Origin of the sequence: Arenimonas malthae CC-JY-1 (assembly GCF_000747075.1) — a bacterium.
Taxonomy (GTDB): domain Bacteria; phylum Pseudomonadota; class Gammaproteobacteria; order Xanthomonadales; family Xanthomonadaceae; genus Arenimonas; species Arenimonas malthae.
In genome coordinates, this window is the sequence record NZ_AVCH01000149.1 from 1 (window position 1) to 24,925 (window position 24,925).

Here is a 24,925-nt window from a genome sequence, read left to right on the forward strand (position 1 = left end):
GGTGGTGCTGGCGCCCGCGACGCCGGTCGCCCTGATGGCCGCGGCGAACGCGCCCGTGGCGGCGCCGGCCGATGCCCCCGGCGCGCCGGAGGAATCGGCCCGCGAACACCGCGTGCGCCGCGGCGACACGCTCTCGCGCATCGCCCGCCAGTACGGCGTGGACCTGCGCCAGCTCTACCGGCTCAACCGCCTCAACGGGCGCTCGATCCTGCAGCCGGGCCAGGTGCTGCGCATCGACCCCTGAGCGGTGCGCACCATGCTTGGCGGTATGGCCCCACGCGGTTCAAACTAGCGGGACAGCGCCGCAGGTGCGGCCGCACCAGGAGGAAAACATGGGATTTCTGTCGGGCAAGCGCGCCCTCATCGTGGGCATCGCCAGCCAGCGTTCCATCGCCACCGGCATCGCCGAGGCCATGCACCGCGAAGGCGCGGAACTCGCCTTCACCTACCAGAACGACAAGCTCAAGTCGCGCGTCGAGGAAGCCGCGCGTGAATGCGGCTCCGACATCGTGCTGCCGCTGGACGTCGCCGACGACGCACAGATCGACAACGTCTTCGCCGAGCTGGCCAAGCGCTGGGACGGTTTCGACATCCTGGTGCACTCGGTCGGCTACGCGCCGCGCGAAGCCATCGAGGGCGAGTACCTGCAGGGCCTGACCCGCGAGAACTTCCGCATCGCCCACGACATCTCCAGCTACAGCCTGGCCGCCCTGGCCAAGGCCGCGCGCCCGATGATGAAGGGCCGCCACGGCAGCATCCTCACGCTCAGCTACCTGGGCGCCGAACGCGCGCTGGTGAACTACAACGTGATGGGCGTGGCCAAGGCCAGCCTCGAGGCGAACGTGCGCTACCTGGCGCTCAACCTCGGCCCCGAGGGCACCCGCGTGAACGCCATCTCGGCCGGCCCGATCAAGACCCTGGCCGCCGCGGGCATCGCCAACTTCCGCAAGATGCTGGGCCACGTCGAGGAATACGCGCCGCTGCGCCGCAGCGTCACCATCGAGGACGTCGGCAACGTCGCCGCCTTCCTGTGCTCCGACCTGGCCGCGGGCGTGACCGGCGAGATCACCTACGTCGACGCCGGCTACAACATCCTGGGCATGACCGGCATCGACGGCGTGTAAACCACGCCCCGCCGGATGCAAAGAAAAAGGCCCGGGATTCCCGGGCCTTTTTCGTTCCTGGCGCTGGCGCGCTCAGAGCCGGTCTTCGGCCACCGTGATGGTGAACTGCTTGCGCAGCGCCTTGACGTAGTCCTGCGCCTCGACCACGGCACGGGCCTGGGCGAGCTGGTCGAGCAGGGACTTGCGGGTCTCGTCGTCCAGGCCCTCGAGGTCGCCCTGCGTGACCGCGGTGACGCCCACCAGCGCATGGCGATCGGGGCCCAGGCGGACCATGCCGACCGAGATGCCGCCCGCTTCCGGGGCCGGCAGGCGGAAGGCTTCCTCCAGCAGGGCCGGCGGCAGCTGGGCCTGGCGGTTCACGCCGGGCAGCGTGGCGACGGTGCGGCCGACTTCGGTGGCGAGGGCGTCGAGCGTCTCGCCCTTCTGGGCGCGCTCCAGCAGCGCCCGGGCCTGGGCCTCGGACGCCTTCGACAGCGCGTCGGCCACGACCTCGGCCTGCACCCGGTCACGCACCTGCTCGAAGGGGATCGCCGCTTCCGGCTCCACTTCCACCACGTGCACCACCACCAGGTGGTTGCTGCCGATCTCGACGGCGTCGCTGACCTGGCGCTCGACGCGCTGGGCGTCGGCGAACGCGGCCGCGCGCACGGCCGGGATGGCGGCGATGCCCTCGCCCGCGGTGCGCGAGAACAAGCCGGTGCGCTTGAGTTCCAGGCCCGAGGCCTCGGCCGCCGGCGCCAGCGCGGTCGGGTCGCGGTAGATGCGCTCGATCAGCTGGTTGCTCAGGTCGCTGAACACGCGGTCGCGCTCGGTGGAAAGGTATTCGGCCTCGATCTCGGCGCGCACTTCGTCGAAGCTGCGCTCGCTGCCGGGGGCGAATTCGGTGAGCTGGATGACGTGCCAGCCGTCCGGCGTGCGCACCGGGTCGCTGACCTGGCCGACCTGCTGCATGGCGAACAGCGCTTCTTCGAACGGGCCGGCGAACAGGCCCGCCTCGACCACGCCCAGGGCGCCGCCGTCGGCCTTGGAACCCAGGTCGTCCGAGCTCTCGCGGGCGATGGCCGCGAAATCGGCGCCCGGCTCGCGGGCCTTGGCGGCCAGGGCCTCGGCGCGCTCGCGCGCGGCCTGTTCAGCCGCAGCGTCGGCATCGGCCGGCACCGCCACCAGGATGTGCGCGGCCGAGCGCTTGGGATCGGTGACGTAGCGGGCGCGCTGCTCTTCGTAGCGCTGGCGCAGCGCCTGCTCGTCCACCACGGTCGGCACTTCGAGGGTGGAGCCGTCGATCTCGACGTATTCCACCGCCACCTTTTCCTCGCTGCGGTAGCGCGCGGCGTTGGCTTCGTACCAGGCCTTCAGTTCGGCTTCGGTCGGCGCGGCGGGCGCGGCCGGGGTCGGCAGGTCGACCAGCGACAGGTCGCGGGTCTGGCGCGCGAGGCGCAGGTAGGCCTCGAGCTCCGCCTGCGTGGCCAGGCCGGTGTTGGCGACCAGGCTGGGGATGGTGCGGCGGGCCATGTCGGCGCGCACGGTGGCCATGAACTGGGCGTGGTTCACGCCGCGCGCGGCCAGGCCCAGGCGGTACTGGTCGGGGCTGTACACGCCGTTGAGCTGGAATTCCGGCATCTGCTTGAGTTCGGCCGCCAGTTCGGCTTCGCCGATGGTGATGCCCTCGCGCTCGGCGACCATGCCCAGCACTTCCTCGTCGATCATGCCGTCGAGCACCTGGCGCTTGTTGTCCAGGGATTCGAACGCCGCGTAGTCGAAGGCCTCGCCCTGGCGGTCACGCTCCTGCTGGCGCACTTGTTCGAAGCGGCGCTGGAACTGGTCCTGGGGGATCTCCCGGACCTGCTTGCCCCACAGCCAGTACTTGGCCGGGCCTTCGATCTTGGCGGAATAGGTTTCGACCTTCGGGGCGAAGTAGGACTCGATGCCGAAGAAGGCCATCGTGATGATCACCAGGCCCAGGATGATGAAGGCGAGCCAGCCTGAGGACTTGTCGCGGATAGTCTGGAGCATGTGGGCAATGACGTCCGGTGGGAGCCCCGGGCCTTCCGGGGCCTTGGAAAAAACAAGGGCGCCCTTTTGGGGCGCCCTTGGGGATATGGCGGAGTGGACGGGACTCGAACCCGCGACCTCCGGCGTGACAGGCCAGCATTCTAACCGACTGAACTACCACTCCGCGTATCACTTACCTGGTGGGTGCTGAGGGTTTCGAACCCCCGACCCTCGCCTTGTAAGGGCGACGCTCTACCGCTGAGCTAAGCACCCTTCCCAAGGAAGACGCTCAGTTTACAGCATCCTTCAGGGCTTTGCCAGCCTTGAACGCAGGATTTTTCGAAGCCTTGATCTTGATGGTGTCGCCGGTCTGCGGATTGCGGCCCTGGCGGGCGGCGCGCTTGCGGACCGAGAAGGTGCCGAAGCCCACCAGCGTCACGGTGTCGCCCTTCTTGAGGGCCTTGGTGATCGCTTCGATCATCGCGTCGACGGCACGGCCGGCGTCGGCCTTGGACAGCTCGGCGGCGTCGGCGACGGCACCAATGAATTCGGCTTTGTTCATTATTGACTCCCTGAGCGAGTGGAAACCCGCGTTCTTGAAAACCGAGGGCGCCCGGCCTTGGCCTGGGTGCGCCCCGATCCACCTGTACCGCCGCTGCCCGGATGATCCAACGCGCGGCGGATGGGTTGATTTATACCAGCGGCATTTTGCCCGCGCAATAAGCGAAAGCCAGTTATTTCGCGGCTTCCAGCGCTTTTCGCCCCTTCGATCAGTGCGTCAGGGCGGCGCCACCGGCGTCCTTGCCTTCCTTGCCCTCGGTGTTGTCGGGCGAAGGTTCGGGCGTCGATTCCGGCGCCAGCGGCCGCACCAGCGCCACGTCCAGCACCTCGTCGATCCACTTGACCGGAATGATCTCAAGGCCTTGGGTGACGTTCTTGGGAATGTCCGCAAGGTCCTTGCGGTTTTCCTCGGGGATCAGCACCGTCCGGATGCCGCCGCGCAGCGCCGCCAGCAGCTTTTCCTTCAGGCCGCCGATGGGCAGGACGCGGCCGCGCAGGGTGATCTCGCCGGTCATGGCGACATCGGCGCGCACCGGCACGCCCGACAGCACCGAAACCAGGGCCGTCACCATCGCGATGCCCGCGCTCGGGCCGTCCTTGGGCGTGGCGCCCTCGGGCACGTGCACGTGGGTGTCGAACTTCTGGTGGAACTCCGCGTCCAGGCCCAGGCGTTCGCTGCGCGAACGCACCACGCTGTAGGCGGCCTTCACCGATTCCTGCATCACGTCGCCCAGCTGGCCCGTGAGGATCAGCTGGCCCTTGCCGGGCAGCAGCGAGGCCTCGATCTGCAGCAGGTCGCCGCCGACCTCGGTCCAGGCCAGGCCGGTGACCAGGCCCACCTCGCTCTCCTGCTCCGCGCGGCCGAAATCGAAGCGCTGCACGCCCAGGTACTTGTCGAGGTTCTTCGGCGTGACGCTGACGGCGCTGGCCTTGCCGGACTTGCGCGGGCCGGCGAGCGCGATTTCCTTCACCACCTTGCGGCAGATCTTGGAGATCTCGCGCTCGAGGTTGCGCACGCCCGATTCGCGCGTGTAGTAGCGCACGATGTCGCGCACCGCGGCTTCGCTGATCTTCAGCTCGGAGGGCTTGAGGCCGTTGGCCTTGAGCTGCTTGGGCAGCAGGTAGCGCTCGGCGATGCCCAGCTTCTCTTCCTCGGTGTAACCCGGGATGCGGATCACTTCCATGCGGTCGAGCAGCGGCCCCGGGATGTTGAGCGAGTTGGCGGTGGCGACGAACATGATCTCCGAGAGGTCGAGGTCGACTTCCAGGTAGTGGTCGTTGAACGCGCTGTTCTGCTCCGGGTCGAGCACCTCGAGCAGGGCCGACGACGGGTCGCCGCGGAAGTCCATGCTCATCTTGTCGATCTCGTCGAGCACGAACAGCGGGTTCTTGCTGCCGATCTTGTTGAGGTTCTGGACGATGCGGCCCGGCATGGAGCCGATGTAGGTGCGGCGGTGGCCGCGGATCTCGGCCTCGTCGCGCACGCCGCCCAGCGACATGCGCACGAACTTGCGGTTCGTGGCCTTGGCGATGGACTGGCCGAGCGAGGTCTTGCCCACGCCCGGCGGGCCCACCAGGCACAGGATCGGGCCGCGCATCTGCTTCACCCGCGACTGCACCGCGAGGTACTCGAGGATGCGCTCCTTGACCTTCTCCAGGCCGTAGTGGTCGGCGTCGAGCACTTCCTGCGCGGCCTTGAGGTCCTTGCGCACCTTGCTGCGCTTCTTCCAGGGCACGCCGACCAGCCAGTCGATGTAGTTGCGCACCACGGTGGCCTCGGCCGACATGGGCGACATCTGCTTGAGCTTGTTGAGCTCGGCCTTGGCCTTGGCCTCCACCGCCTTGGGCATGCCGGCGTTGGCGACCTTCTTGGCCAGCTCCTCGAGTTCGTTCGGCGCGTCGTCGATCTCGCCGAGCTCCTTCTGGATGGCCTTCATCTGCTCGTTGAGGTAGTACTCGCGCTGGCTCTTCTCCATCTGCGACTTCACGCGGCCGCGGATGCGCTTCTCGATCTGCTGCACGTCGATCTCGCCGTCCACCAGCCCGATCAGCATCTCCAGGCGCTGGCCGACCTCGAGGGTCTCCAGCAGCTGCTGCTTGTCGGCCAGGCGCGCACCCAGGTGGGCCGAGATGGTGTCGGCCAGGCGGCTGGGCTCGTCGATGCCCGAAAGCGTCGTCAGCAGCTCCGGTGGCAGCTTGCGGTTGGTCTTGACGTACTGCTCGAACAGGGTCATCAGCGAGCGCAGGGTGACCTCGAGCTCGCGCTCGTCGCGCTCGTACACCGAGTCCACTTCCTTGCCGGTGGCGGTCAGCGCGCCCTCGCGCTCGCCGTAGCCGTCGATGGCCACGCGCGCGCTGCCCTCGACCAGCACCTTGATGGTGCCGTCCGGGAGCTTGAGCAACTGCAGCACCTGGGCCAGGGTGCCGACCGAATACAGGTCTTCGGCGCCCGGGTCGTCGGTGTCGGGGCTCTTCTGGGCCACCAGCAGGATCTGCTTGTCGCCGGCCATGGCCAGGTCCAGCGCCTTGATCGAGCGGTCGCGGCCCACGAACAGGGGGATGACCATGTGCGGGTAGACGACCACGTCGCGCAGGGGCAGCACGGGAAGGTCGAGGCGGAGTTCGGGGGTGGGGGTCGTGTCTTGCATGGAAGGCTCCCTCGGGGCCAAACCCCGGTATGGCTCAGGTTATGGGGTCCGGCGGGGCGGCTTGCAAGCTTTTCGCGCCCCAAAAGCAACGGGCCGGAAGAACCGGCCCGTATTCAACCACTTGCGCGCGCCGTTCAGTCGGCGGAGGCGGCCTTGGGGGCCGGCTGGGCGCCGCTGCTGTAGATCAGGTAGGGCTCGGTCTGGTGGTTGATCACCGACTCGTCCACGACGACCTTGCTGACGTTTTCCAGGGACGGGAGCTCGTACATCGTGTCGAGCAGCACCGACTCCATGATGGTGCGGAGGCCACGGGCGCCGGTCTTGCGCTTGAGCGCGCGGCGGGCGATGGCCAGCAGGGCATCCGGACGCACCTCCAGCTCGACGCCCTCCATCTCGAACAGCTTCTTGAACTGCTTGGTAATGGCGTTCTTGGGCTCGGTGAGGATCTTCATCAGCGCGGCCTCGTCCAGCTCCTCGAGCGTGGCGACCACCGGCAGGCGGCCGACGAACTCGGGGATCAGGCCGAACTTGATCAGGTCCTCGGGCTCGACCTCGGCCAGCAGCTTGCCGACCTCGACCTTGCGCTCCGAACTCTTCACCTTGGCGCCGAAGCCGATGCCGCCGGCGTCGGTGCTGCGCGCCTGGATGACCTTATCGAGGCCGGCGAAGGCGCCGCCGACGATGAACAGGATGTTCTTGGTGTCGACCTGCAGGAACTCCTGCTGCGGGTGCTTGCGGCCGCCCTGCGGCGGCACCGAGGCGACGGTGCCCTCGATGAGCTTGAGCAGCGCCTGCTGCACGCCCTCGCCCGACACGTCGCGGGTGATGGACGGGTTCTCGGACTTGCGCGAGATCTTGTCGATCTCGTCGATGTACACGATGCCCTGCTGCGCCTTCTCGACGTCGTAGTCGCACTTCTGCAGGAGCTTCTGGATGATGTTCTCGACGTCCTCGCCGACGTAGCCCGCCTCGGTGAGCGTAGTGGCGTCGGCGATGGTGAACGGCACGTTGAGCAGGCGCGCCAGCGTTTCCGCCAGCAGGGTCTTGCCGGAGCCGGTCGGGCCGATGAGCAGGATGTTGGACTTCGACAGTTCGATGTCGTCGTTCTTGATCCGGCTCTCGATGCGCTTGTAGTGGTTGTACACGGCCACCGACAGCGTCTTCTTCGCGCGCTGCTGGCCGATCACGTACTGGTCGAGGACCTCGAGGATCTCGCGCGGCTTGGGCAGGTGGCTGCGGGCGGCGTGCGCCTTCTCCTCCAGCTCCTCGCGGATGATGTCGTTGCAGAGTTCGACGCATTCATCGCAGATGAACACGCTGGGGCCCGCGATCAGCTTGCGCACCTCGTGCTGGCTCTTTCCGCAGAAGGAGCAATAGAGGATCTTGCTGCTGTCGCCGGAACGGCCCTGGCGGTCTTCGGTCATGCTTACGCTGCCCTGGTGGAATGGGTCGGGGTCGAGAATATCACAGGCCGCGAGACGCAGAACCCCGGCCCGGCGGGGCCGGGACGGGGCGTGAAGACCGCGTCTGCGGAGGCCTCAGGAGGCCTGGATGGTGTCGTCGGGGCGACGGTCGAGCACCGCGTCCACCATGCCGTAGGCCTTGGCGGCTTCGGCATCCATGAAGTTGTCGCGGTCGGTGTCCTTGGCGATGCGCTCGATCGGCTGGCCGGTGTGCTTGGCCAGCACGCCGTTCAGGCGGTCGCGCAGGGTCAGGATTTCGCGGGTGTGGATCTCGATGTCGCTGGCCTGGCCCTGGAAGCCACCGAGCGGCTGGTGGATCATCACTCGCGCGCTGGGCAGTATGTAGCGCTTGCCCGCGGCACCGGCGGCCAGCAGGAGCGAGCCCATGCTGGCGGCCTGGCCGACGCAGATGGTGCTCACGTCCGGCTTGATGAACTGCATGGTGTCGTAGATCGCCATGCCCGAGGTGACCACGCCGCCCGGCGAGTTGATGTACAGGCTGATGTCCTTCTCGGGGTTTTCCGCCTCGAGGAACAGCAGCTGGGCGACGATCACGTTGGCCATGTAGTCGTCGATCGGGCCGACCAGGAAGATCACGCGCTCCTTGAGCAGGCGCGAGTAGATGTCGTACGCCCGTTCGCCGCGGCTGGTCTGTTCGACCACCATCGGCACCAGGTTCAAGCCCTTGATCGGATCCATGCCCGCGTTCCTCCGTTGGGGCCGCCTCAGGCGGCCGGACGCATCAGTTCGGAAAAGCCCACGGCCTGCTCGGTGGCATTGGCGCGCTCGGCGATCCAGTCGATCACCTGCTCTTCCATCACGCGGTTGCGCAGGCTGGACATGAGGTTGGGGTCGTTCCGGTAAAGTTCAACGACCTGGCCCGGGTCCTCGTAGGTCGAGGCGATCAGCTGCAGGGTTTCGGTGACGCGCTTGTTGTCGAGCTTGAGGTTGTTCTGGCGGGCCACTTCGCCCACCAGCAGGCCGGCGGCGACGCGGTTGCGCGCGGCGTCCATGAACTGGGCGGCCTCGAACTTGGCGTTCGGCTGGCCCTGCTGGCGCGCCTGCTGCATCGCGGCGGCGGCCATGTTGCGGGCCTCGGCTTCGATCAGGCGCGGCGGCAGTTCGACGCCGGCGTAGGCGGCCACCAGCTTGCTGGCCACTTCCGCGCGCAGGCGCTGCATCAGGTTGCCCTTGAGCTCGCGCTCGAGGTTGGCGCGCACTTCCTTGCGGAACTGCTCGAGCTTGCCGCCCTTGATGCCGAAGCTCTTGACGAAGGCTTCGTCGAGCTCGGGCAGCTTGGGCGCCGACACCTTGGCGGCCTTGAGCGTGACCTTGGCGGACTTGCCGGCCAGGTCGGCGACGCGCCAGGTGTCCGGGAAGGTCACCTCGACCTCGACTTCGTCACCGGCCTTCATGCCGGCCAGGCGCGCTTCGAGCTCGGGGTACATCACGTTCGAGCCGATCACGGTGGCGCCGCGCTCGACGCCCTCGGCGGGCACGCGGGCCTCGGCGGTGACGGCGAAGGTCTCGACCTGCACCAGGTCGCCGGCCTCGGCGGCGCGCTCGACCGGCTCCCAGCTGCGACGCTGCTGGCGCAGGGTTTCGATCATCGCATCGATGTCGCTTTCCTCGATCGACGAGGTGGTGCGCACGATCTCCAGCTTGGCCGGGTCGATGGTGCCGAACTCGGGCACGACTTCGAAGGTGGCGGTGTAGCGGATCTCGCCGGCGTCACCGGCGGGCTCGGCCTTGACCTCGGGGTTGCCCGCCACCTGCAGGTTCTGCTGGCGGATGGCTTCGCCCAGGCTCTCGCGGATCAGCTCGCCGTAGGCCTCGTTGCGGACCTGGGCGCCGAAGCGCTGTTCGATGACCTTGGTCGGGACCTTGCCCTTGCGGAAGCCCTTGATGTTGGCGGTGCTCGCCAGCTCGCGCAGGCGGTTGCCCACCACGCCTTCCAGGCGCTCGGCCGGGAGGCTGACGGTGAGGCGGCGTTCCAGATTGGCGGTGTTCTCAAGCGAGACTTGCATGTTCACTCCTGCGACCGCGCCGTTTTGTGGGCGCGAAAATGAAAAAACCCGCGGAGCCCCGGCTCGTCCCCGCGCCTCCGTTGCCGGATGGTGCGAAAGGAGAGACTCGAACTCTCACGGGTTGCCCCACTGGAACCTAAATCCAGCGCGTCTACCAGTTCCGCCACTTTCGCAACGCCGCGCGGGATCGATTCATCGGGAAGATGGTGGGCCGTGTAGGATTCGAACCTACGACCTATTGATTAAGAGTCAACTGCTCTACCAACTGAGCTAACGGCCCGTAATCTTCCCGCCGAAGCGGCTGCGACGCGATATTATGCCGCGCTTGGAACTGGGGTGGAAGACGGGATTCGAACCCGCGACCCTCGGAATCACAATCCGATGCTCTAACCGACTGAGCTACATCCACCGCTGTAAAACCACCCTGCCTCCCGCCACCCTGCCTGGCGCGCCCGGCAGGACTCGAACCTGCAACCGCCGGCTTAGAAGGCCGGTGCTCTATCCGGTTGAGCTACGGGCGCCTGCCGGGATGATACCGGCCGGTCCCCGCCGCATCCATGCGGATCGCAGGATCCGGAGTGGAGCCGCCTGGTCGGGGCAGAGGGATTCGAACCCACGACATCCAGCTCCCAAAGCTGGCGCTCTACCAGGCTGAGCTATACCCCGGCGGTGAAGCCGACGCCTTAACAAGCGCGCCGCAGGAGTCTCACTGTACGGCGGTGCCGGCTTTCGGCGCAACGCGCCTGGGCCGGGACCTCCGAACAAAAAGGGTGCCGAAGCACCCTGTTTGCATTAGTGGCGCGCCCGGAGAGATTCGAACTCCCGACCACCAAGTTCGTAGCCTGGTGCTCTATCCAGCTGAGCTACGGGCGCGCAGAAGCGAAATTATGGGGTACGGCATCCGACTCGTCAATACTTCGGCGACGAATTTTTTGCCATGCCACAAACACACCACCAGATCCTTGCATGCCACCGGGTGGAAAAAATCGCCGCCTTTCGGCGGCGATTCGACACCTGGCGGAGTGAGAGGGATTCGAACCCTCGATAGAGCTTTTGACCCTATACTCCCTTAGCAGGGGAGCCCCTTCGGCCTCTCGGGCATCACTCCGGAATCTGGCACCGGCGACGCCTTTCGGGCGAAACCGGCCGCATAGGATAGCCTTTCAGTCGGCCTTCGGTAAACCCGCGCCGCTTTCCCCGGCCGCAGCGGCCGGCGCGTCATCCTTCTGGATGCGCTGGAAGATTTCCTCGCGATGCACGGCGACGTCCTTGGGCGCGGTGATGCCGATGCGCACCTGGTTTCCCTTGACGCCCAGCACCGTCACGGTGACCGAGTCACCGATCATCAGGGTCTCTCCCACCCTTCGCGTAAGAATCAGCATCCCCTTCCCTCCCGATACGTCCTTGCACCGGCCCGCGCGGCGGTTGCCGCGCGGTTCCCCGGCCGCGCGGCATGCGCGGCCTGGCCTGATGGTAGTTCGCCCCCGTCCGGGGCGCAAACGAGCCCGTCGGGCGGCCTCAGCCGCCCAGGCGCTGCGCCACCCAGGCCGGCACGTCGGCCAGTGCAGCCACCAGCTCGGGGCCGTCGCTGCCGCCGCCCTGGGCCATGTCCGGACGGCCGCCGCCCTTGCCGCCAATGCGGCCGGCGACGTGCGAGAGCAACTCGCCCGCCTTCACCTTGCCCAGCGCGCCGCCCTGCACGCCGGCCACCAGCGAGGCCTTGCCGTCGGCGGCCGAGGCCAGGACGATCACGGCGTCGCCCAGGCGCGACTTGAGCTGGTCCACCGCGTCGCGCAGCGACTTGGCGTCCAGGCCCTCCAGGCGCGCGGCCACGACCTTCACGCCCGCCACCTCGGGCGCCGAGGCGGCCAGGTCGGCGGTGGCGCCGGCGGCGGCCTTGGCCTTGAGCGACTCGAGCTCGCGCTCGAGCTTCTTCTGCCGGTCGAGCAGCTGGGCCAGCTTGTCGAGCACGTCGCGCGGGCTGCCGCCGAGCAAGCCGGCCACCTGCGCCAGGCGCTGCTCTTCCTGGGCGATGTGCGCCAGCGCGCCCTCGCCCGTCACCGCCTCGATGCGGCGCACGCCGGCGGCCACGCCGCCTTCGCTGATGATCTTGAACACGCCGATGTCGCCCGTGTGGTGCACGTGGGTGCCGCCGCACAGCTCGGTGGAGAACTCGCCCATGCGCAGCACGCGCACGCGTTCGCCGTACTTCTCGCCGAACAAGGCCATGGCGCCGAAATCGAGCGCCTCCTGCATGCCCATGTGGTGGATCTCGGCCTCGGCGTTGCGGCGGATCTCCGCGTTCACCATGGCCTCGATGCGCGCCAGTTCGGCGGGCGTGATGGCCTGGAAATGCGAGAAGTCGAAGCGCAGGCGGTCGGGCGCGACCAGCGAACCCTTCTGCGTGACGTGCTCTCCCAGCACGGTGCGCAGCGCCGCGTGCAGCAGGTGCGTGGCCGAGTGGTTGAGCACCGTGGCCTGGCGGCGCGCGCCGTCGACGCGTGCCGACAGCCGGTCGCCGCGCTTGAGCGTGCCGCTGGCGAGCTTGCCCAGGTGACCGTGGAAGGTACCCGAGAGCTTGAGCGTGTCGCGCACTTCGAAACGGGTGCCGCGCGGGTCGAGCAACTCGCCGGTGTCGCCGACCTGGCCGCCGGACTCGGCGTAGAAGGGCGTGGCGTCGAGCAGCACGATGGCTTCCTCGCCCGCGGCGATTTCCTCCACCGGCTTGCCGTCGCGCACCAGCGCCACCACGCGGCAACCGTCGGATTCCAGCGCCTCGTAGCCCAGGAATTCGGTGGGCTTGAGGCTGGCCACCAGGTCGGCGGGCAGCGCGGTGCCGCCGGCGAACTTGCTGGCGGCGCGGGCGCGGTCGCGCTGCTGGTCCATCAGCGTGTCGTATTCGGCCAGCGCGCCGTCGGCCAGGGCCCAGCCCTTGTCGGCGTTTTCACGCAGCAGGTCGGCGATGAGGTCGGGCGGGCAGCCGTAGGTGTCGTGCAGCTGGAACAGCTGCTCGCCCCGGATGCGGTTGCCCGATGCGGCCAGGTAGTCGTGCAGGCGCGCCATGCCGGCGTCGAGGGTCTGCGCGAACGCGGCTTCCTCGGCCTTGAGCGCCTGCTCCACCAGCTTCTGCTTGGCCACGAGCTCGGGGTAGGCCTCGCCCATCACCTCCACCAGCGGCTGCACCATGCGCCAGAACTTGCCGTCGGCGCTAAGGCCGTCGAGTTTCCAGAAGTGGCGGATGGCGCGGCGGATGATGCGGCGCAGGACATAGCCGCGGCCTTCGTTCGAAGGCAGCACGCCGTCCACCACCAGGAAGGAGCAGGCGCGGATGTGGTCGGCGATGACGCGAAGCGACTTGTGCTCGAGGTCGGTGGTGCCGGTGAGCGCGGCGGCGGCCTTGATCAGGTGCTGGAACAGGTCGATCTCGTAGTTGCTGTGCACGTGCTGCAGCACCGCCGAAACACGCTCCAGGCCCATGCCGGTGTCCACGCACGGCGCCGGCAGCGGCACCAGGGTGCCGTCGGGCTGGCGGTCGTACTGCATGAAGACGTTGTTCCAGATCTCGATGAACCGGTCGCCGTCCTCGTCCGGACTGCCCGGGGGGCCGCCGGCGATGTGCGCGCCGTGGTCGTAGAAGATCTCGGTGCAGGGGCCGCAGGGGCCGGTGTCGGCCATCTGCCAGAAGTTGTCGCTGGCGTAGGGCGCGCCCTTGTTGTCGCCGATGCGGATGATGCGCTCCACCGGCAGGCCGACTTCCTTGTGCCAGATGTCGAAGGCTTCGTCGTCGGTGTGGTAGACGGTGACCAGCAGGCGGTCCTTGGGCAGCTGCCACACGCCGGTCAGCAGTTCCCAGGCGTAGAGGATGGCGTCGCGCTTGAAGTAGTCGCCGAAGCTGAAGTTGCCCAGCATCTCGAAGAAGGTGTGGTGGCGCGCGGTGTAGCCGACCTGGTCGAGGTCGTTGTGCTTGCCGCCGGCGCGCACGCAGCGCTGCGAGCTGGCCGCGCGCGTGTAGCTGCGCTTCTCGGCGCCCAGGAACACGTCCTTGAACTGCACCATGCCGGCGTTGGTGAACAGCAGGGTCGGGTCGTTGCCCGGCACCAGTGGGCTGGAGGGGACGACCTCGTGGCCCTTGGAACGGAAGAATTCGAGGAAATCCCGGCGGATCTGGTTGCTGGTCTTGGTCATGGGGGCTGGCAGGCAGTTGAACTGGGGCCGGCGGCGGATCGGCCGGCGAGACTGCCAAGATTACCAGCCCGGACGCGGGTTCCGGGGCGCGGGTTCAGTCGTCGGCGGCGGCGTCGGGGGCCGCCCGCACGGCGCCCCAGGCGCTTTCCTGGTCGAAGCCGCGGCGAAGGAGGAACTCGACGACCTTGCGCCGCCGGGCCGGGTCGGCCAATTCGGCCGGGCGATGCCGGCGCTCCACCTGGCGACGGGCCAGCGCTGCCCAATCGGTTTCGCAGGCGGCCAGGGCGGCCTGGATGGCGTCTTCGCCCAGGCCATGCCCGGAGAGTTCGACCCGGATGCGCACGGGGCCATACCCTGCCGCGGCGCGGTCGCGGGCGAAGCTGGCCGCGAACCGATCGTCGTCCTGGTAGCCCTGCCCCGCCAGCCGCTCGACGGCGGCCTGGGCCTCTTCCGGCTCGATGCCCCGCTGGGCCAGCTTGCGGGTGAGGTCGCGCCGGGAGTGTTCACGCCTGACCAGCAGGCCCAGGGCCCGCTGGTAGGCGTCGGCGCCGGGGCGCCCGGACCCGGCCATGCCCGGCTCAGGCCTCGACCGGCTCGGCGTTCTCGTCGCCGATCACCAGGCCCGGCACGAACTTGTCGCGCAGCTTGGCCTCGAGCTCCTTGGCCACCGCCGGATTGTCCTTGAGCCACTGGCGGGCGTTTTCCTTGCCCTGGCCGATGCGCTCGCCGTTGTAGCCGTACCAGGCGCCCGACTTTTCGACCAGCTTGGCGTCCACGCCCATGTCGATCAGCTCGCCCTCGCGGCTGATGCCCTGGCCGTAGAGGATTTCGGTGACGATGACCTTGAACGGCGGCGCCATCTTGTTCTTGACCACCTTGATCTTGGTCTGGTTGCCGATGACCTCGTCGCCCTTCTTCACCGAGCCGATGCGGCGGATGTCCAGGCGCACCGAGGCGTAGAACTTGAGCGCGTTGCCGCCGGTGGTGGTTTCGGGGCTCTGGCCCGGCATCATCACGCCGATCTTCATGCGCAGCTGGTTGATGAAGATGACCATGCAGTTGCTGCGCTTGATGTTGCCGGTGAGCTTGCGCAGGGCCTGGCTCATCAGGCGGGCCTGCAGGCCCGGCAGCTGGTCGCCCATCTCGCCCTCGATTTCGGCGCGCGGGGTGAGCGCGGCGACCGAGTCGACCACCACCATGTCCACCGAATTCGAGCGCACCAGCATGTCGGCGATCTCGAGCGCCTGTTCGCCGGTATCCGGCTGGCTGACCAGCAGGTCGTCGATGTTCACGCCCAGCTTGACGGCGTAGGTGGGGTCGAGCGCGTGCTCGGCGTCGATGAAGGCCGCCGTGCCGCCGGCCTTCTGGCACTCGGCGATGGCCTGCAGGGTGAGCGTGGTCTTGCCCGAGGATTCCGGACCATAGATTTCGACGACGCGCCCCTTGGGCAGGCCGCCGATGCCGAGCGCGATGTCGAGCATCAGCGAACCGGTGCCGATGACCTCGGCCGGCTCGGTGCTCTTGTCGCCCATGCGCATCACGGCGCCCTTGCCGAACTGCTTTTCGATCTGGCTCAGGGCGGCGGTGAGGGCACGCTTCTTGTTCTCGTCCATGGTCTTGTTCCTCGGGGGTGTGTGGTCAGTGGGCGCCAAGTTAGCGGGGCCAGGTCTCACGGATTGAGAAGGAGCCGGCACCGGTGAATCTGCCTGTTCCGTGGCGGCCAAGGCAGCCTGCTCCGCTTCGATCCGCTGTAGGGAATTGGATTTTTTCCTCGTGCCTTTCTTCTGGCCCAGGCTCACCGGTTCGGCCTTACGAGGCCGCAGTAGAGGCCCTCGATGGCGAATTCCTGGTCGGCCTGCACCACGATGGGCGGGTAGTCGGGGTTGCGGGGCAGCAGGCGGATGCCGTCCTTGCCCATCTTGAGCAGCTTGACCGTGATTTCGTCGTCGATGCGGGCGACCACGATCTGGCCGCTGCGCGCCTCGGAGGTGCGGTGCACGCCGATCAGGTCGCCGTGCAGGATGCCTTCGTCGCGCATGGAATCACCTTTCACGCGCAGCAGGTAGTCGGGCGCCGGGGAGAAGAACACCCGGTCGAGCAGCACCATGTCGTGCACGCCGGCGTCGGCGCCGATGGGCAGGCCCGCGGCCACCTGGCCGAGCACCGGCAGACGGAGCGGCGCGTCCCCGGCCGCCGGGACGAGGTCGGCGGCCGGGGACGACACCAATCGGATGCCCCTGGCCTGCCCGGGCACGCGGCGGATGGCGCCGGCCTGCTCGAGGGCCTCGAGGTGGTATTGGGCCGCGCGCACGCCCTTGAAGCCAAAGGCGTGGGCGATCTCGACCTGGGACGGCGAGGCCCCGTCGGTTTCGATGCGCTCGGCGATGAAGGCCAGGATGGCCTGCTGGGTGTCGGTGATGTCCATTAGTAGCAATACTACTAACGAACCCGGGCCGGGTGTCAAGCCCGGCCGTGCAACTAGCCGGCCAGCGCCAACAGCCCGCGCAGGGAGGCCGCCACGGTCTGGCGGCGCACCGCGTCGCGGTCGCCGTCGAAGTGGAAGAGTTCGGCCTTCGGGTAGCCGCCTCGCCGCTTCCAGCCGATCCACACCGTGCCCACCGGCTTGCCCGGCGTGGCGCCGGTGGGGCCGGCGATGCCGGTCACCGCCACGGCGATGCTGGCGCCCGAGGTGACCAGCGCTCCCGACACCATTTCCATCACCGTCTCGCGGCTGACGGCGCCGTGTTCGGTCAGGGTTTCCGGGCGCACGCCCAGCAGCGCCTGCTTGGCCTCGTAGCTGTAGGCCGCCATGCCGCAGTCGAACCAGGCCGAGCAGCCCGGGATGTCGGTGACCATCTTGGCGATCCAGCCACCGGTGCAGCTTTCCGCGGTGGCCAGCATCAGGTGGCGGGCCTGGAGCGCGGCGCCGACCTGTTCGGCCAGGGCGTGCAGCGCGGCATCGTCGAGCGTGGTGGTCTCTTCCATCGGCCTAGGGTAAGCGCGGCGGCGACGGGCGGCCATCCCGACGCTTGACAGCTTCGATTACGCGTGTAATCTGGACAAATGATTACGAACGTAAACAACCCGATCCCCATCAGCGACGCCGAGAGCGTGGTCATGGAAGTGCTGTGGCAGCGCAGCCCCCGCTACGCCGAGGAAGTCGTGGCCGAGCTTGCCCAGGCGCAGCAGTGGCAGGAAGCCACCATCAAGACCCTGCTCAACCGCCTGCTGAAGAAGGGCGCCATCCGCGCCGAGAAGGACGGCCGGCGCTACCGCTACCACCCGGTGCTCGAACGCGAGGCCTGGGTGCACGGCCAGAGCCGCGGCTTGCTGGACCGCCTGTTCGACGGCCGGCTCGCGCCGATGGTGGCCCACCTGTCCGGACAGCGCGCGCTGAGTCCGGAAGACATTGCCGAACTGCGGCGCCTGCTCGAGGAGATCGACGATGGCAAGTGAATTCCTGGTGGCGCTGGCCGAAGCCACGCTCGCTACTTCGCTGGCCCTGCTCGCCGTGCTGGCGCTGCGCCGGCCGCTGCGGCGGTTGGCCGGTGCGCGACTGGCCTACACGGCCTGGGCCGCCGTGCCGCTGGCCGGGATGGCGGTGCTGCTGCCCGCGGCACCTGCGGCGACTGCCACGCTGGCCCTGCTGCCTTCACCGCTGCGCTTCGCGGCGTCCGACGCCAGCCTGGCCGTCCAACAGGCCGGCGCCGCCAGTCCCTGGCCCACGCTGTGGCTGGCCGGCGCGCTGGCGACGGCGCTGGTGTTCGCGGCGCGGCAATGGCGCTTCCATCGCCAGCTTTGCGAACGCGACGCGAAGGACGACGACGGCGGCGCACCGCTGGGCCCGGCCGTCATCGGCCTGTGGCGGCCGCGACTGGTGCTGCCCACCGACTTCACCCGCCGCTATTCGCCGGAGGAACAGGCGCTGGTGCTGGAACACGAACGCCAGCACCTGCGCCGCGGCGACCTGCCGGCGCAGGCCCTGTGTTCACTGCTGCGCTGCCTGTTCTGGTTCAACCCGCTGCTGCACCTGGCCGCCGCGCGTTTCCGGCTCGACCAGGAGCTGGCCTGCGACGCCGCCGTGCTCGCCCGCCACCCCGACGCCCGCCGCCGCTACGGCGAGGTGATGCTCAAGACCCAGCTGGCGGACTTCGGCCTGCCACTGGGTTGCCACTGGCAATCCAGCCATCCGCTCAAGGAGAGAATCGCCATGCTCAAGCTGCCCCTGCCCACCGCCGGCCGCGCCCGCGCCGCCAGCGCCCTGATCGCCGCCTCGATGGCGCTGGCCACGTTCGCCGCGTGGGCGGTGCAGCCTTCGCAGCCCTCGCCAAAGCCACTGCAGGTGGCCCTTGACGAGGATGTGCTGACGCAGCCGAAGTACCCGGCCGCTGCCGCAGAATCGGGCATTGGCGGATTGGTCGTGCTGGAGCTGCTGGTCGGCGACGACGGCGTACCGCGCGAAATCAAGGTCAAGCGCTCGAACCCCGAGGGCGTGTTCGATGCCGCCGCGCTGGAGGCAGCCTGGCAATGGCGTTTCAACGCCGGCCGAAATGGCAACCGTGGGCAGAAGGTGGAAGGCTGGATCGTGGTGCCCGTGCAGTTCAGTCCCGATGGTCCTCCGAAGGAAGAAGCCCAGTCCCCACGGGACTGACGCACCACTGCGAACTGCAAAGGCCGGGCCCTGCGCCCGGCCTTTTCCTTGCGCGGCCCGGCGCCCCGCCCGCTTCCGGCACAATAGGCCGGTTCCCCCAGCCCGCGCCCCATGTCCGCCGAGACCCAAGCCCCCGCCCACACCCCGCTGATGAAGCAGTTCTTCGCCGCCAAGGCGGAGTACCCGGACATCCTGCTGTTCTTCCGGATGGGCGACTTCTACGAGCTGTTCTACGACGACGCCCGCAAGGCGGCGCGGCTGCTGGACATCACGCTCACCCAGCGCGGCAGTTCGGGCGGCGCGCCCATTCCAATGGCCGGCGTGCCGGTGCATGCCTACGAGGGTTACCTGGCGCGGCTGGTGGCGCTGGGCGAATCGGTGGCCATCTGCGAACAGATCGGCGACCCGGCGCTGGCCAAGGGCCTGGTCGAACGCAAGGTGGTGCGCATCGTCACCCCCGGCACCGTCACCGACGAAGCCCTGCTGCAGGAACGCCGCGACACCCTGCTGATGACGGTCGCGCGCGGGCGCACCGGCTTCGGCCTGGCCTGGGCCGACCTCGCCGGCGGCCGTTTCCTCGTGTCGGAAGTCGCCGACGAAGACCAGCTCGCCGCTGAAATCGCCCGCCTGGATCCCGCCGAACTGCTGGTGCCCGACGAAGACGGCCTGCCCGCCTTCCTGGCCAGCCAGGCCGGCCTGCGCCGCCGCCCGCCCTGGGGCTTCGACACCGACGCCTGCCGGCGCCAGCTGCTGCGCTTCTTCAAGCTGCACGACCTCAGCGGCTTCGGGCTCGAGGACAAGCCGCTGCCCACCGCGGCCGCCGGCGCCCTGCTGGCCTACGTCGAGGAAACGCAGAAGCAGCAGCTGCCCCACCTCACCGCCATCGCCTTCGAATCGGCCGGCGACGGCATCGCGCTCAACGCCGCCACCCGCCGCCACCTCGAGCTCGACAGCCGCGCCGACGGCCGCACCGAGCACACCCTGCTGGGCGTGCTCGACGCCAGCGTCAGCCCCATGGGCGGCCGCCTGCTGCGCCGCTGGCTCAACCGCCCGCTGCGCGACCGCCGCGTGCTGGGCCAGCGCCACCATGCCGTGGCCGCCTTCATCGAATCGGGCGTGCACGACGGCCTGCGCGAACGCTTCCGCGGCCTCGGCGACCTGGAGCGCATCCTCTCGCGCGTGGCCCTGCGCTCGGCGCGCCCGCGCGACCTGTCCACCCTGCGCGACGGCCTGGCCCTGCTGCCCGACCTGCGCGCCCTGCTGGCGCCGGTGGATTCGCCACGCCTGGCCACGCTGGCCGCCGAACTGGGTGAACACGCCGAGGCGGCCGCGCTGCTGGCCCGCGCCGTGGTGCCGCAGCCGCCGGTGCTGATGCGCGACGGCGGCGTGATCGCCGAAGGCTTCGACGCCGAGCTCGACGAGCTGCGCACGCTGTCGACCAACGCCGACCAGTTCCTGGTGGACCTGGAAGCCCGCGAGCGCGCCGCCACCGGCATCGCCACGCTGAAGGTCGGCTACAACCGCGTGCACGGTTATTTCATCGAGATCAGCAAGGGCCAGTCGGAGCGCGCGCCCACGCACTACACGCGCCGCCAGACGCTCACCGGCGCCGAGCGCTACATCACCGAGGAACTCAAGGCCTTCGAGGACAAGGTGCTGAGCGCCCGCGAGCGTTCGCTGGCGCGCGAGAAGGGCCTGTACGAAGGCCTGCTCGACACGCTCAACCAGTCGCTGGAACCGCTCAAGCGCTGCGCCGCCGCGCTGAGCGAACTGGACGTGCTGGCCGCCTTCGCCGAACGCGCGCAGGCGCTGGACTGGTCGCGCCCCGAACTCACCGACGCGCCCGGCCTGCGCATCGAGCGCGGCCGCCACCCGGTGGTCGAGGCCGTGCGCTCCGAGCCCTTCGAGCCCAACGACCTGGTGCTGGACGAAAACCGCCGCATGCTGGTCATCACCGGCCCGAACATGGGCGGCAAGAGCACCTACATGCGCCAGAACGCGCTGATCGTGCTGCTGGCGCACATCGGCAGCTTCGTGCCGGCGTCGCGCGCGGTAATCGGCCCCATCGACCGCGTGCTCACCCGCATCGGCGCCGGCGACGACCTGGCGCGCGGCCAGTCCACCTTCATGGTGGAAATGGCCGAGACCAGCTACATCCTGCACCACGCCACCGCGCAGTCGCTGGTGCTGATGGACGAGATCGGCCGCGGCACCTCCACCTACGACGGCCTGGCCCTGGCCGAAGCCTGCGCGCGCCACCTGGCGCAGTCGAACCGCGCCTACACGCTGTTCGCCACCCACTACTTCGAACTCACCGCGCTGGCCGAACCCGGCAGCGGCATCGCCAACGTGCACCTGGACGCGATCGAACACGGCGACCGCCTGGTGTTCATGCACGCGGTGAAGGACGGCCCGGCCAACCGCAGCTTCGGCCTGCAGGTGGCGGCGCTGGCCGGCCTGCCGCGCACGGTGGTGGACCAGGCACGGCGCACGCTGGCCGAACTCGAGCAGCGCGGCGCGCCGCAGGCCGTGGCCACCATGAGCCCGGCCGCGCTGGACGCCCCGCAGCAGGCCAGCCTGTTCGCGCCGGCGCCCTCGGCCGCGCTCGAGGCGCTGGACGCGATCGACCCGGACGAACTGACGCCGAAGCAGGCGCTCGAAGCGCTTTACCGGCTGAGGCAGCTGCGGTGAGCCGCGACGGCGTCCTCACCGGGCGCCGACGCAACCCTGCTAGTTTTGCCCCTTGCCCCGCCCATCCACGGAGTCCGCGAATGACCCTGCGCCGCCTGTTCCTCGCCCTGCCGCTGCTGGCCGCGGCCTTCGATGCCCCAGCCCAGGTGCTGGTGGTGCAGGCCGGCCAGCTGCTCGACCGCCCCGGCCAGGCGCCGCGCGGCGCGGCCACGCTGCTGCTGCGCGACGGCAAGGTCGACCAGGTGCGCGACGGCCATGTCGGCCCCGAAGCGTTCGGCGCGCCGGCCGGCACCGAGGTGCTCGACCTGCGCCGGCATTTCGTGCTGCCGGGCCTCATCGACAGCCACGTGCACCTGACCAACGACCTGGGCGGCCTGGCCGGCCAGCTGGCCGAAGTGCAGCGCAGCCCGGCCGACAACGCGCTGGAAGCGGCGGCCAACGCCCGCAAGACCCTGCTGGCCGGCTTCACCACCGTGCGCAACCTCGGCGACGGCGACGGCGAGATCCGCGCGCTGCGCGACGCCGTCAACGCCGGCAAGCTGCCGGGCCCGCGCATCCTCACCGCCAACACCTCGATCTCGGCCACCGCCGGCCACGGCGACCCGCGCCTGGGCTACCGCGCCGACCTGCACGAGGCGCTCGACACCCGCGGCAACGTCTGCGACGGCGTCGAGTCGTGCCGGCGCGCGGTGCGCCGCCAGGTGGCCGAAGGCGCCGACGTGATCAAGCTGCTGATCACCGGCGGCGTGAACAGCCGCATCGGCGCCGGACTGGGCGCGCAGATGTTCGAGGACGAGGCGCGGGCCGTCGTCGAGACCTCGCGCATGTACGGCAAGAAGGTGGCCGTGCACGCGCACGGCGCCGACGGCATCAACCTGGCGCTGCGCCTGGGCGTGGATTCGATCGAACACGGCACCCTGCTCGACGCCGAGGGCCTGCAGCTGTTCCGCCGCAGCGGCGCCTATTACGTACCCACGCTGTCCACCGTCAACGGCTACCGCGAGCGGCTGGCCGCGGACCCCGGCGCCTACTCCGGCGAAGTGCTGGAGAAGATCCGCTGGCGCATCGACATCACCGGCAAGGCCCTGGAACAGGCGGTGCCCGCCGGCGTGAAGATCGCCTTCGGCACCGACGCCGGCGTCAGCCTGCACGGCCGCAACGCCGACGAATTCGAGCTGATGGTGGCCCATGGCATGACGCCGGCGCAGGCCATCGTCGCCGCCACCCGCAACGCCGCCGACCTGCTCGGGCTGGGCGACAGCGTCGGCAGCCTCGAACCGGGCAAGCACGCCGACCTGGTCGCCGTGAGCGGCAACCCGCTCGAGGACGTCACCGTGCTCAAGCGCGTGGACGTGGTGGTCAAGGGCGGCGAGGTCTTCCGGCCCTGAGTGCCGGCCGCCGCCGGCTCAGGCCGCGGCGCTGAGCGCGACGCCGTCGAGGGCCTGGGCCAGGTCGGCCCACAGGTCTTCGACCTGCTCGATGCCCACCGACAGCCGCAGCATGCCGGGACCGATGCCGCTGGCCAGGCGCGCTTCCGGGTCCACCACGCGGTGGGTCAGGCCGGCCGGATGCTGGACCAGCGTGTCCACCGAGCCCAGGCTCACCGCCGGCGTCATCAGGCGCACCTTCGCCATCACCGCCGCCGCCGCGGCGTAGCCGCCGCGCAGTTCCATCGCCATGAGCGAGCCGGGGCCGGCCATCTGCGCGCCCACCAGGTGCGCGTTGCGCACCGTGCCCAGCCCCGGGAAGTGCACGCGCGCCACGGCGGCGTGCTCCGACAGGCGGTTCGCCAGCACGATGGCATTGGCCTGGACGCGCTCCACGCGCAGCGCCAGCGTGGGCAGGCCGCGGTGCAGCAGGTAGGCGCCCAGCGGGTGCAGCAGCGCGCCGGTCGCCGCGCGCACGGTGCGCAGCGGGCGTGCGCGTTCTTCGCTGCAGCACACCACGCCGGCGATCACGTCGCCGTGGCCGCCGAGGAACTTGGTGGCGCTGTGCAGCACGTAGCTGGCGCCCAGGCGCGCGGGCTGCTGCAGCACGGGCGTGGCGAAGGTGGAATCCACCAGCACCGGCACGTCGCCCGCGGCCGCGACCACGGCGCGGATGTCCACCAGGTCGAGCGTGGGGTTGGCCGGGGTTTCGATGATCACCAGCGCGGTGTCGGCGCGGCGGCGCGCGGCGATCTCGCCGGCGTCGACGAATTCGGCCTCCAGCCCGCACAGGCCCGAGGCCAGCAGGTGGTCGGAGGTGCCGTACAGCGGGCGCACCACCAGCACGTGGCCGCCGCGGCTGCGCGCATCCATCAGCACGGCGGTGAGCGCGGCCATGCCCGAGCCGTAGGCCACGCAGGCCTCGGTGCCTTCCAGCGCGGCCAGGGCCTGTTCCACCCGGCCGACGGTGGGGTTGTGCAGGCGCGCGTAGATCGGGTTGCGGGCGCTGGCGGCGCCGCCCACCAGGGCGTCGAAGCTTTCGGTGCCCACGTCCAGGTCCGACACCGGGTAGGTGGTGGAGAGGTCGATCGGCGGCGCGTGCACGCCCAGTTCGGCGAAGTCGTCGCGGCCGGCGTGCACGGCCAGGGTTTCGATGCGGGGCATGGCGGCAGGCTCCTGGGCAGGTCGCCGGCACTATGGCTTAGACTCCGGCCTAGTTCGGCCAGGCCGAACAGTATTTCTTGAACAGGGGCCATGCATGCATCTTGACCGAACGGACTTCGCCATCCTGCGCCTTCTGCGGAAGAATGCGCGGATCCCCAACAAGGACCTGGCCGAGCGCGTGGGGGTGGCGCCCTCGACGGCGCTCGAGCGGGTGCGGCGCCTGCGCGAGGCCGGGGTGCTGCTGGGTTACCACGCCGAGATCGCCCCCGCCGCCGTCGGCATCGGCCTGCAGGCCATGGTGGCCGTGCGGCTGGCGCGGCATTCGCGGCCGCAGGTGGAGGCCATCCACGCGCACCTGATGGCGCTGCCGGAAGTGCTGTGCCTCTACCACGTGGCCGGCGCCGACGATTTCCTGGTGCACGTGGGCGTGCGCGACAGCGACCACCTGCGCGATTTCGCGATGTCGGCGCTGACCAGCCGCGAGGAAGTGGCGCACATCGAAACCCACCTGATCTTCGCCTTCCAGCGCGCGCCGGACCTGCCGGTTTACGCGGCGGCCGACGAAGGCTGAGTCAGAGCGCGTCGAGGTCGCCCAGGGCCTGGATCAGGCGGCGGGCACGCTTGTCGGGCTTGGTCAGCGGCGGGCGGTAGCCGGTGGCGGCGGCGCGGCGCTCGGCGGCGGCTTTCAGGCGCGCTTCGCGCGAGGCTTCGGTTTCCGAGTAGAGCGCCTGGGCCACCGACGCCGAACCGCGGCGGTCGCTGGTGCCCAGCACCTGCACTTCGAACACGTCGTCGCCGCGGCGCACCACCAGGGATTCACCGGCCCGCACCGCGCGCGAGGGCTTGGCGCCCTGCCCGGCCACCTGCACCTTGCCGCCCTCGATGGCCTGCTTGGCCAGGGCGCGGGTCTTGAAGAAACGGGCCGCCCAGAGCCAGACGTCGAGGCGGACGGTGTCGGCCGCGGCGGCGGCCTGGGGGGTAACGTGGACCAT

General features: G+C 69.5%; 21 protein-coding genes and 9 tRNA genes. 7 read left to right on the plus strand and 23 right to left on the minus strand.

The features are described from left to right. Both N790_RS06700 and N790_RS06705 read left to right on the plus strand, forming a co-directional pair. On the plus strand, positions 1-244 hold a 244-nt coding region (locus N790_RS06700), incomplete at its 5' end, for a LysM peptidoglycan-binding domain-containing protein (RefSeq protein ID WP_043802405.1). A gap of 88 nt (positions 245-332) precedes the next feature. Then, complete coding sequence (locus tag N790_RS06705) at positions 333-1,124, plus strand: enoyl-ACP reductase FabI (protein ID WP_043802451.1); 792 nt, start codon at positions 333-335, stop codon at positions 1,122-1,124. Positions 1,125-1,196: 72 nt separating this feature from the next. Here N790_RS06705 and N790_RS06710 read toward each other — a convergent pair whose 3' ends face one another. The 21 genes from N790_RS06710 to N790_RS06810 form a co-directional block, all read right to left on the minus strand. Then, complete coding sequence (locus N790_RS06710) at positions 1,197-3,137, minus strand: peptidyl-prolyl cis-trans isomerase (RefSeq protein WP_043802407.1); 1,941 nt, start codon at positions 3,135-3,137, stop codon at positions 1,197-1,199. Positions 3,138-3,223: 86 nt separating this feature from the next. Further along, positions 3,224-3,300, minus strand: a tRNA-Asp gene (locus N790_RS06715). 14 nt (positions 3,301-3,314) lie between these two features. Next, positions 3,315-3,389 (minus strand) — tRNA-Val (locus tag N790_RS06720). 16 nt (positions 3,390-3,405) lie between these two features. Next, entirely contained in the window at positions 3,406-3,678 is a 273-nt protein-coding gene (locus N790_RS06725) for an HU family DNA-binding protein (RefSeq protein ID WP_043802408.1), read from the minus strand. Positions 3,679-3,886: 208 nt separating this feature from the next. Then, positions 3,887-6,325, minus strand: coding sequence for an endopeptidase La (gene lon, locus N790_RS06730; RefSeq protein ID WP_043802409.1), 2,439 nt, complete (start codon positions 6,323-6,325; stop codon positions 3,887-3,889). Between the two features lie 134 nt (positions 6,326-6,459). Then, positions 6,460-7,749 carry an ATP-dependent Clp protease ATP-binding subunit ClpX gene (gene clpX / locus N790_RS06735; RefSeq protein WP_043802410.1) on the minus strand — a complete coding sequence of 430 codons (1,290 nt, stop codon included), beginning with the start codon at positions 7,747-7,749 and terminating at the stop codon, positions 6,460-6,462. A 114-nt stretch (positions 7,750-7,863) separates the two neighbouring features. Then, positions 7,864-8,487, minus strand: a complete 624-nt coding sequence (gene clpP, locus N790_RS06740) for an ATP-dependent Clp endopeptidase proteolytic subunit ClpP (RefSeq protein WP_043802412.1) — start codon at positions 8,485-8,487, stop codon at positions 7,864-7,866. Between the two features lie 26 nt (positions 8,488-8,513). Next, positions 8,514-9,815: a trigger factor gene (gene tig, locus N790_RS06745; protein WP_043802453.1), complete on the minus strand. Its 1,302-nt coding sequence runs from the start codon at positions 9,813-9,815 to the stop codon at positions 8,514-8,516. Positions 9,816-9,903: 88 nt separating this feature from the next. Then, positions 9,904-9,988 (minus strand) — tRNA-Leu (locus N790_RS06750). Between the two features lie 31 nt (positions 9,989-10,019). Continuing rightward, positions 10,020-10,095, minus strand: a tRNA-Lys gene (locus tag N790_RS06755). A 52-nt stretch (positions 10,096-10,147) separates the two neighbouring features. Further along, positions 10,148-10,224, minus strand: a tRNA-His gene (locus N790_RS06760). A 35-nt stretch (positions 10,225-10,259) separates the two neighbouring features. Next, positions 10,260-10,336: transfer RNA gene (locus tag N790_RS06765), tRNA-Arg, on the minus strand. Between the two features lie 68 nt (positions 10,337-10,404). After that, a tRNA-Pro gene (locus N790_RS06770) sits at positions 10,405-10,481 on the minus strand. 130 nt (positions 10,482-10,611) lie between these two features. Continuing rightward, positions 10,612-10,688, minus strand: a tRNA-Arg gene (locus tag N790_RS06775). 142 nt (positions 10,689-10,830) lie between these two features. After that, positions 10,831-10,923, minus strand: a tRNA-Ser gene (locus N790_RS06780). 55 nt (positions 10,924-10,978) lie between these two features. Continuing rightward, the gene (csrA, locus tag N790_RS06785; protein ID WP_043802414.1) at positions 10,979-11,197 is read right to left on the minus strand and encodes a carbon storage regulator CsrA; all 219 of its coding nucleotides are present in this window, start codon (positions 11,195-11,197) and stop codon (positions 10,979-10,981) included. A 136-nt stretch (positions 11,198-11,333) separates the two neighbouring features. Continuing rightward, the gene (alaS, locus tag N790_RS06790) at positions 11,334-14,012 is read right to left on the minus strand and encodes an alanine--tRNA ligase (protein WP_043802416.1); all 2,679 of its coding nucleotides are present in this window, start codon (positions 14,010-14,012) and stop codon (positions 11,334-11,336) included. An 82-nt stretch (positions 14,013-14,094) separates the two neighbouring features. Continuing rightward, a complete protein-coding gene (locus N790_RS06795) occupies positions 14,095-14,571 on the minus strand; it encodes a regulatory protein RecX (protein WP_052385755.1) in 477 nt (158 codons plus the stop codon). A 7-nt stretch (positions 14,572-14,578) separates the two neighbouring features. Further along, on the minus strand, positions 14,579-15,613 hold the full coding sequence (recA, locus tag N790_RS06800) for a recombinase RecA (protein ID WP_043802418.1): 1,035 nt from the start codon (positions 15,611-15,613) through the stop codon (positions 14,579-14,581). Between the two features lie 182 nt (positions 15,614-15,795). Beyond that, a complete protein-coding gene (gene lexA, locus N790_RS06805) occupies positions 15,796-16,425 on the minus strand; it encodes a transcriptional repressor LexA (protein ID WP_043802420.1) in 630 nt (209 codons plus the stop codon). Between the two features lie 53 nt (positions 16,426-16,478). Then, positions 16,479-16,985 (minus strand): CinA family protein, encoded by a 507-nt coding sequence (locus tag N790_RS06810; protein ID WP_043802421.1) that lies wholly within the window; start codon positions 16,983-16,985, stop codon positions 16,479-16,481. Positions 16,986-17,063: 78 nt separating this feature from the next. Between N790_RS06810 and N790_RS06815 the strand changes: the two genes are divergently transcribed. The 4 genes from N790_RS06815 (at position 17,064) to N790_RS06830 (ending at position 22,730) form a co-directional block, all read left to right on the plus strand. Continuing rightward, on the plus strand, positions 17,064-17,456 hold the full coding sequence (locus tag N790_RS06815) for a BlaI/MecI/CopY family transcriptional regulator (protein WP_156969970.1): 393 nt from the start codon (positions 17,064-17,066) through the stop codon (positions 17,454-17,456). Then, positions 17,446-18,651: a TonB family protein gene (locus N790_RS06820; RefSeq protein WP_084062723.1), complete on the plus strand. Its 1,206-nt coding sequence runs from the start codon at positions 17,446-17,448 to the stop codon at positions 18,649-18,651. Before N790_RS06815 ends, N790_RS06820 begins: the two co-directional genes overlap by 11 nt. A gap of 111 nt (positions 18,652-18,762) precedes the next feature. Then, complete coding sequence (mutS, locus tag N790_RS06825) at positions 18,763-21,342, plus strand: DNA mismatch repair protein MutS (protein WP_043802424.1); 2,580 nt, start codon at positions 18,763-18,765, stop codon at positions 21,340-21,342. A gap of 80 nt (positions 21,343-21,422) precedes the next feature. Next, entirely contained in the window at positions 21,423-22,730 is a 1,308-nt protein-coding gene (locus N790_RS06830) for a metal-dependent hydrolase family protein (protein ID WP_052385756.1), read from the plus strand. 18 nt (positions 22,731-22,748) lie between these two features. On the opposite strand, the gene N790_RS06835 is transcribed toward N790_RS06830, so the two are convergent. Continuing rightward, complete coding sequence (locus tag N790_RS06835) at positions 22,749-23,933, minus strand: trans-sulfuration enzyme family protein (protein WP_043802426.1); 1,185 nt, start codon at positions 23,931-23,933, stop codon at positions 22,749-22,751. Positions 23,934-24,027: 94 nt separating this feature from the next. Here N790_RS06835 and N790_RS06840 point away from each other — a divergent pair, with 94 nt between their 5' ends. Then, positions 24,028-24,504 (plus strand): Lrp/AsnC family transcriptional regulator, encoded by a 477-nt coding sequence (locus N790_RS06840; protein WP_043802427.1) that lies wholly within the window; start codon positions 24,028-24,030, stop codon positions 24,502-24,504. 1 nt (position 24,505) lies between these two features. On the opposite strand, the gene N790_RS06845 is transcribed toward N790_RS06840, so the two are convergent. Continuing rightward, positions 24,506-24,925 (minus strand): RNA-binding S4 domain-containing protein, encoded by a 420-nt coding sequence (locus N790_RS06845; RefSeq protein WP_043802428.1) that lies wholly within the window; start codon positions 24,923-24,925, stop codon positions 24,506-24,508.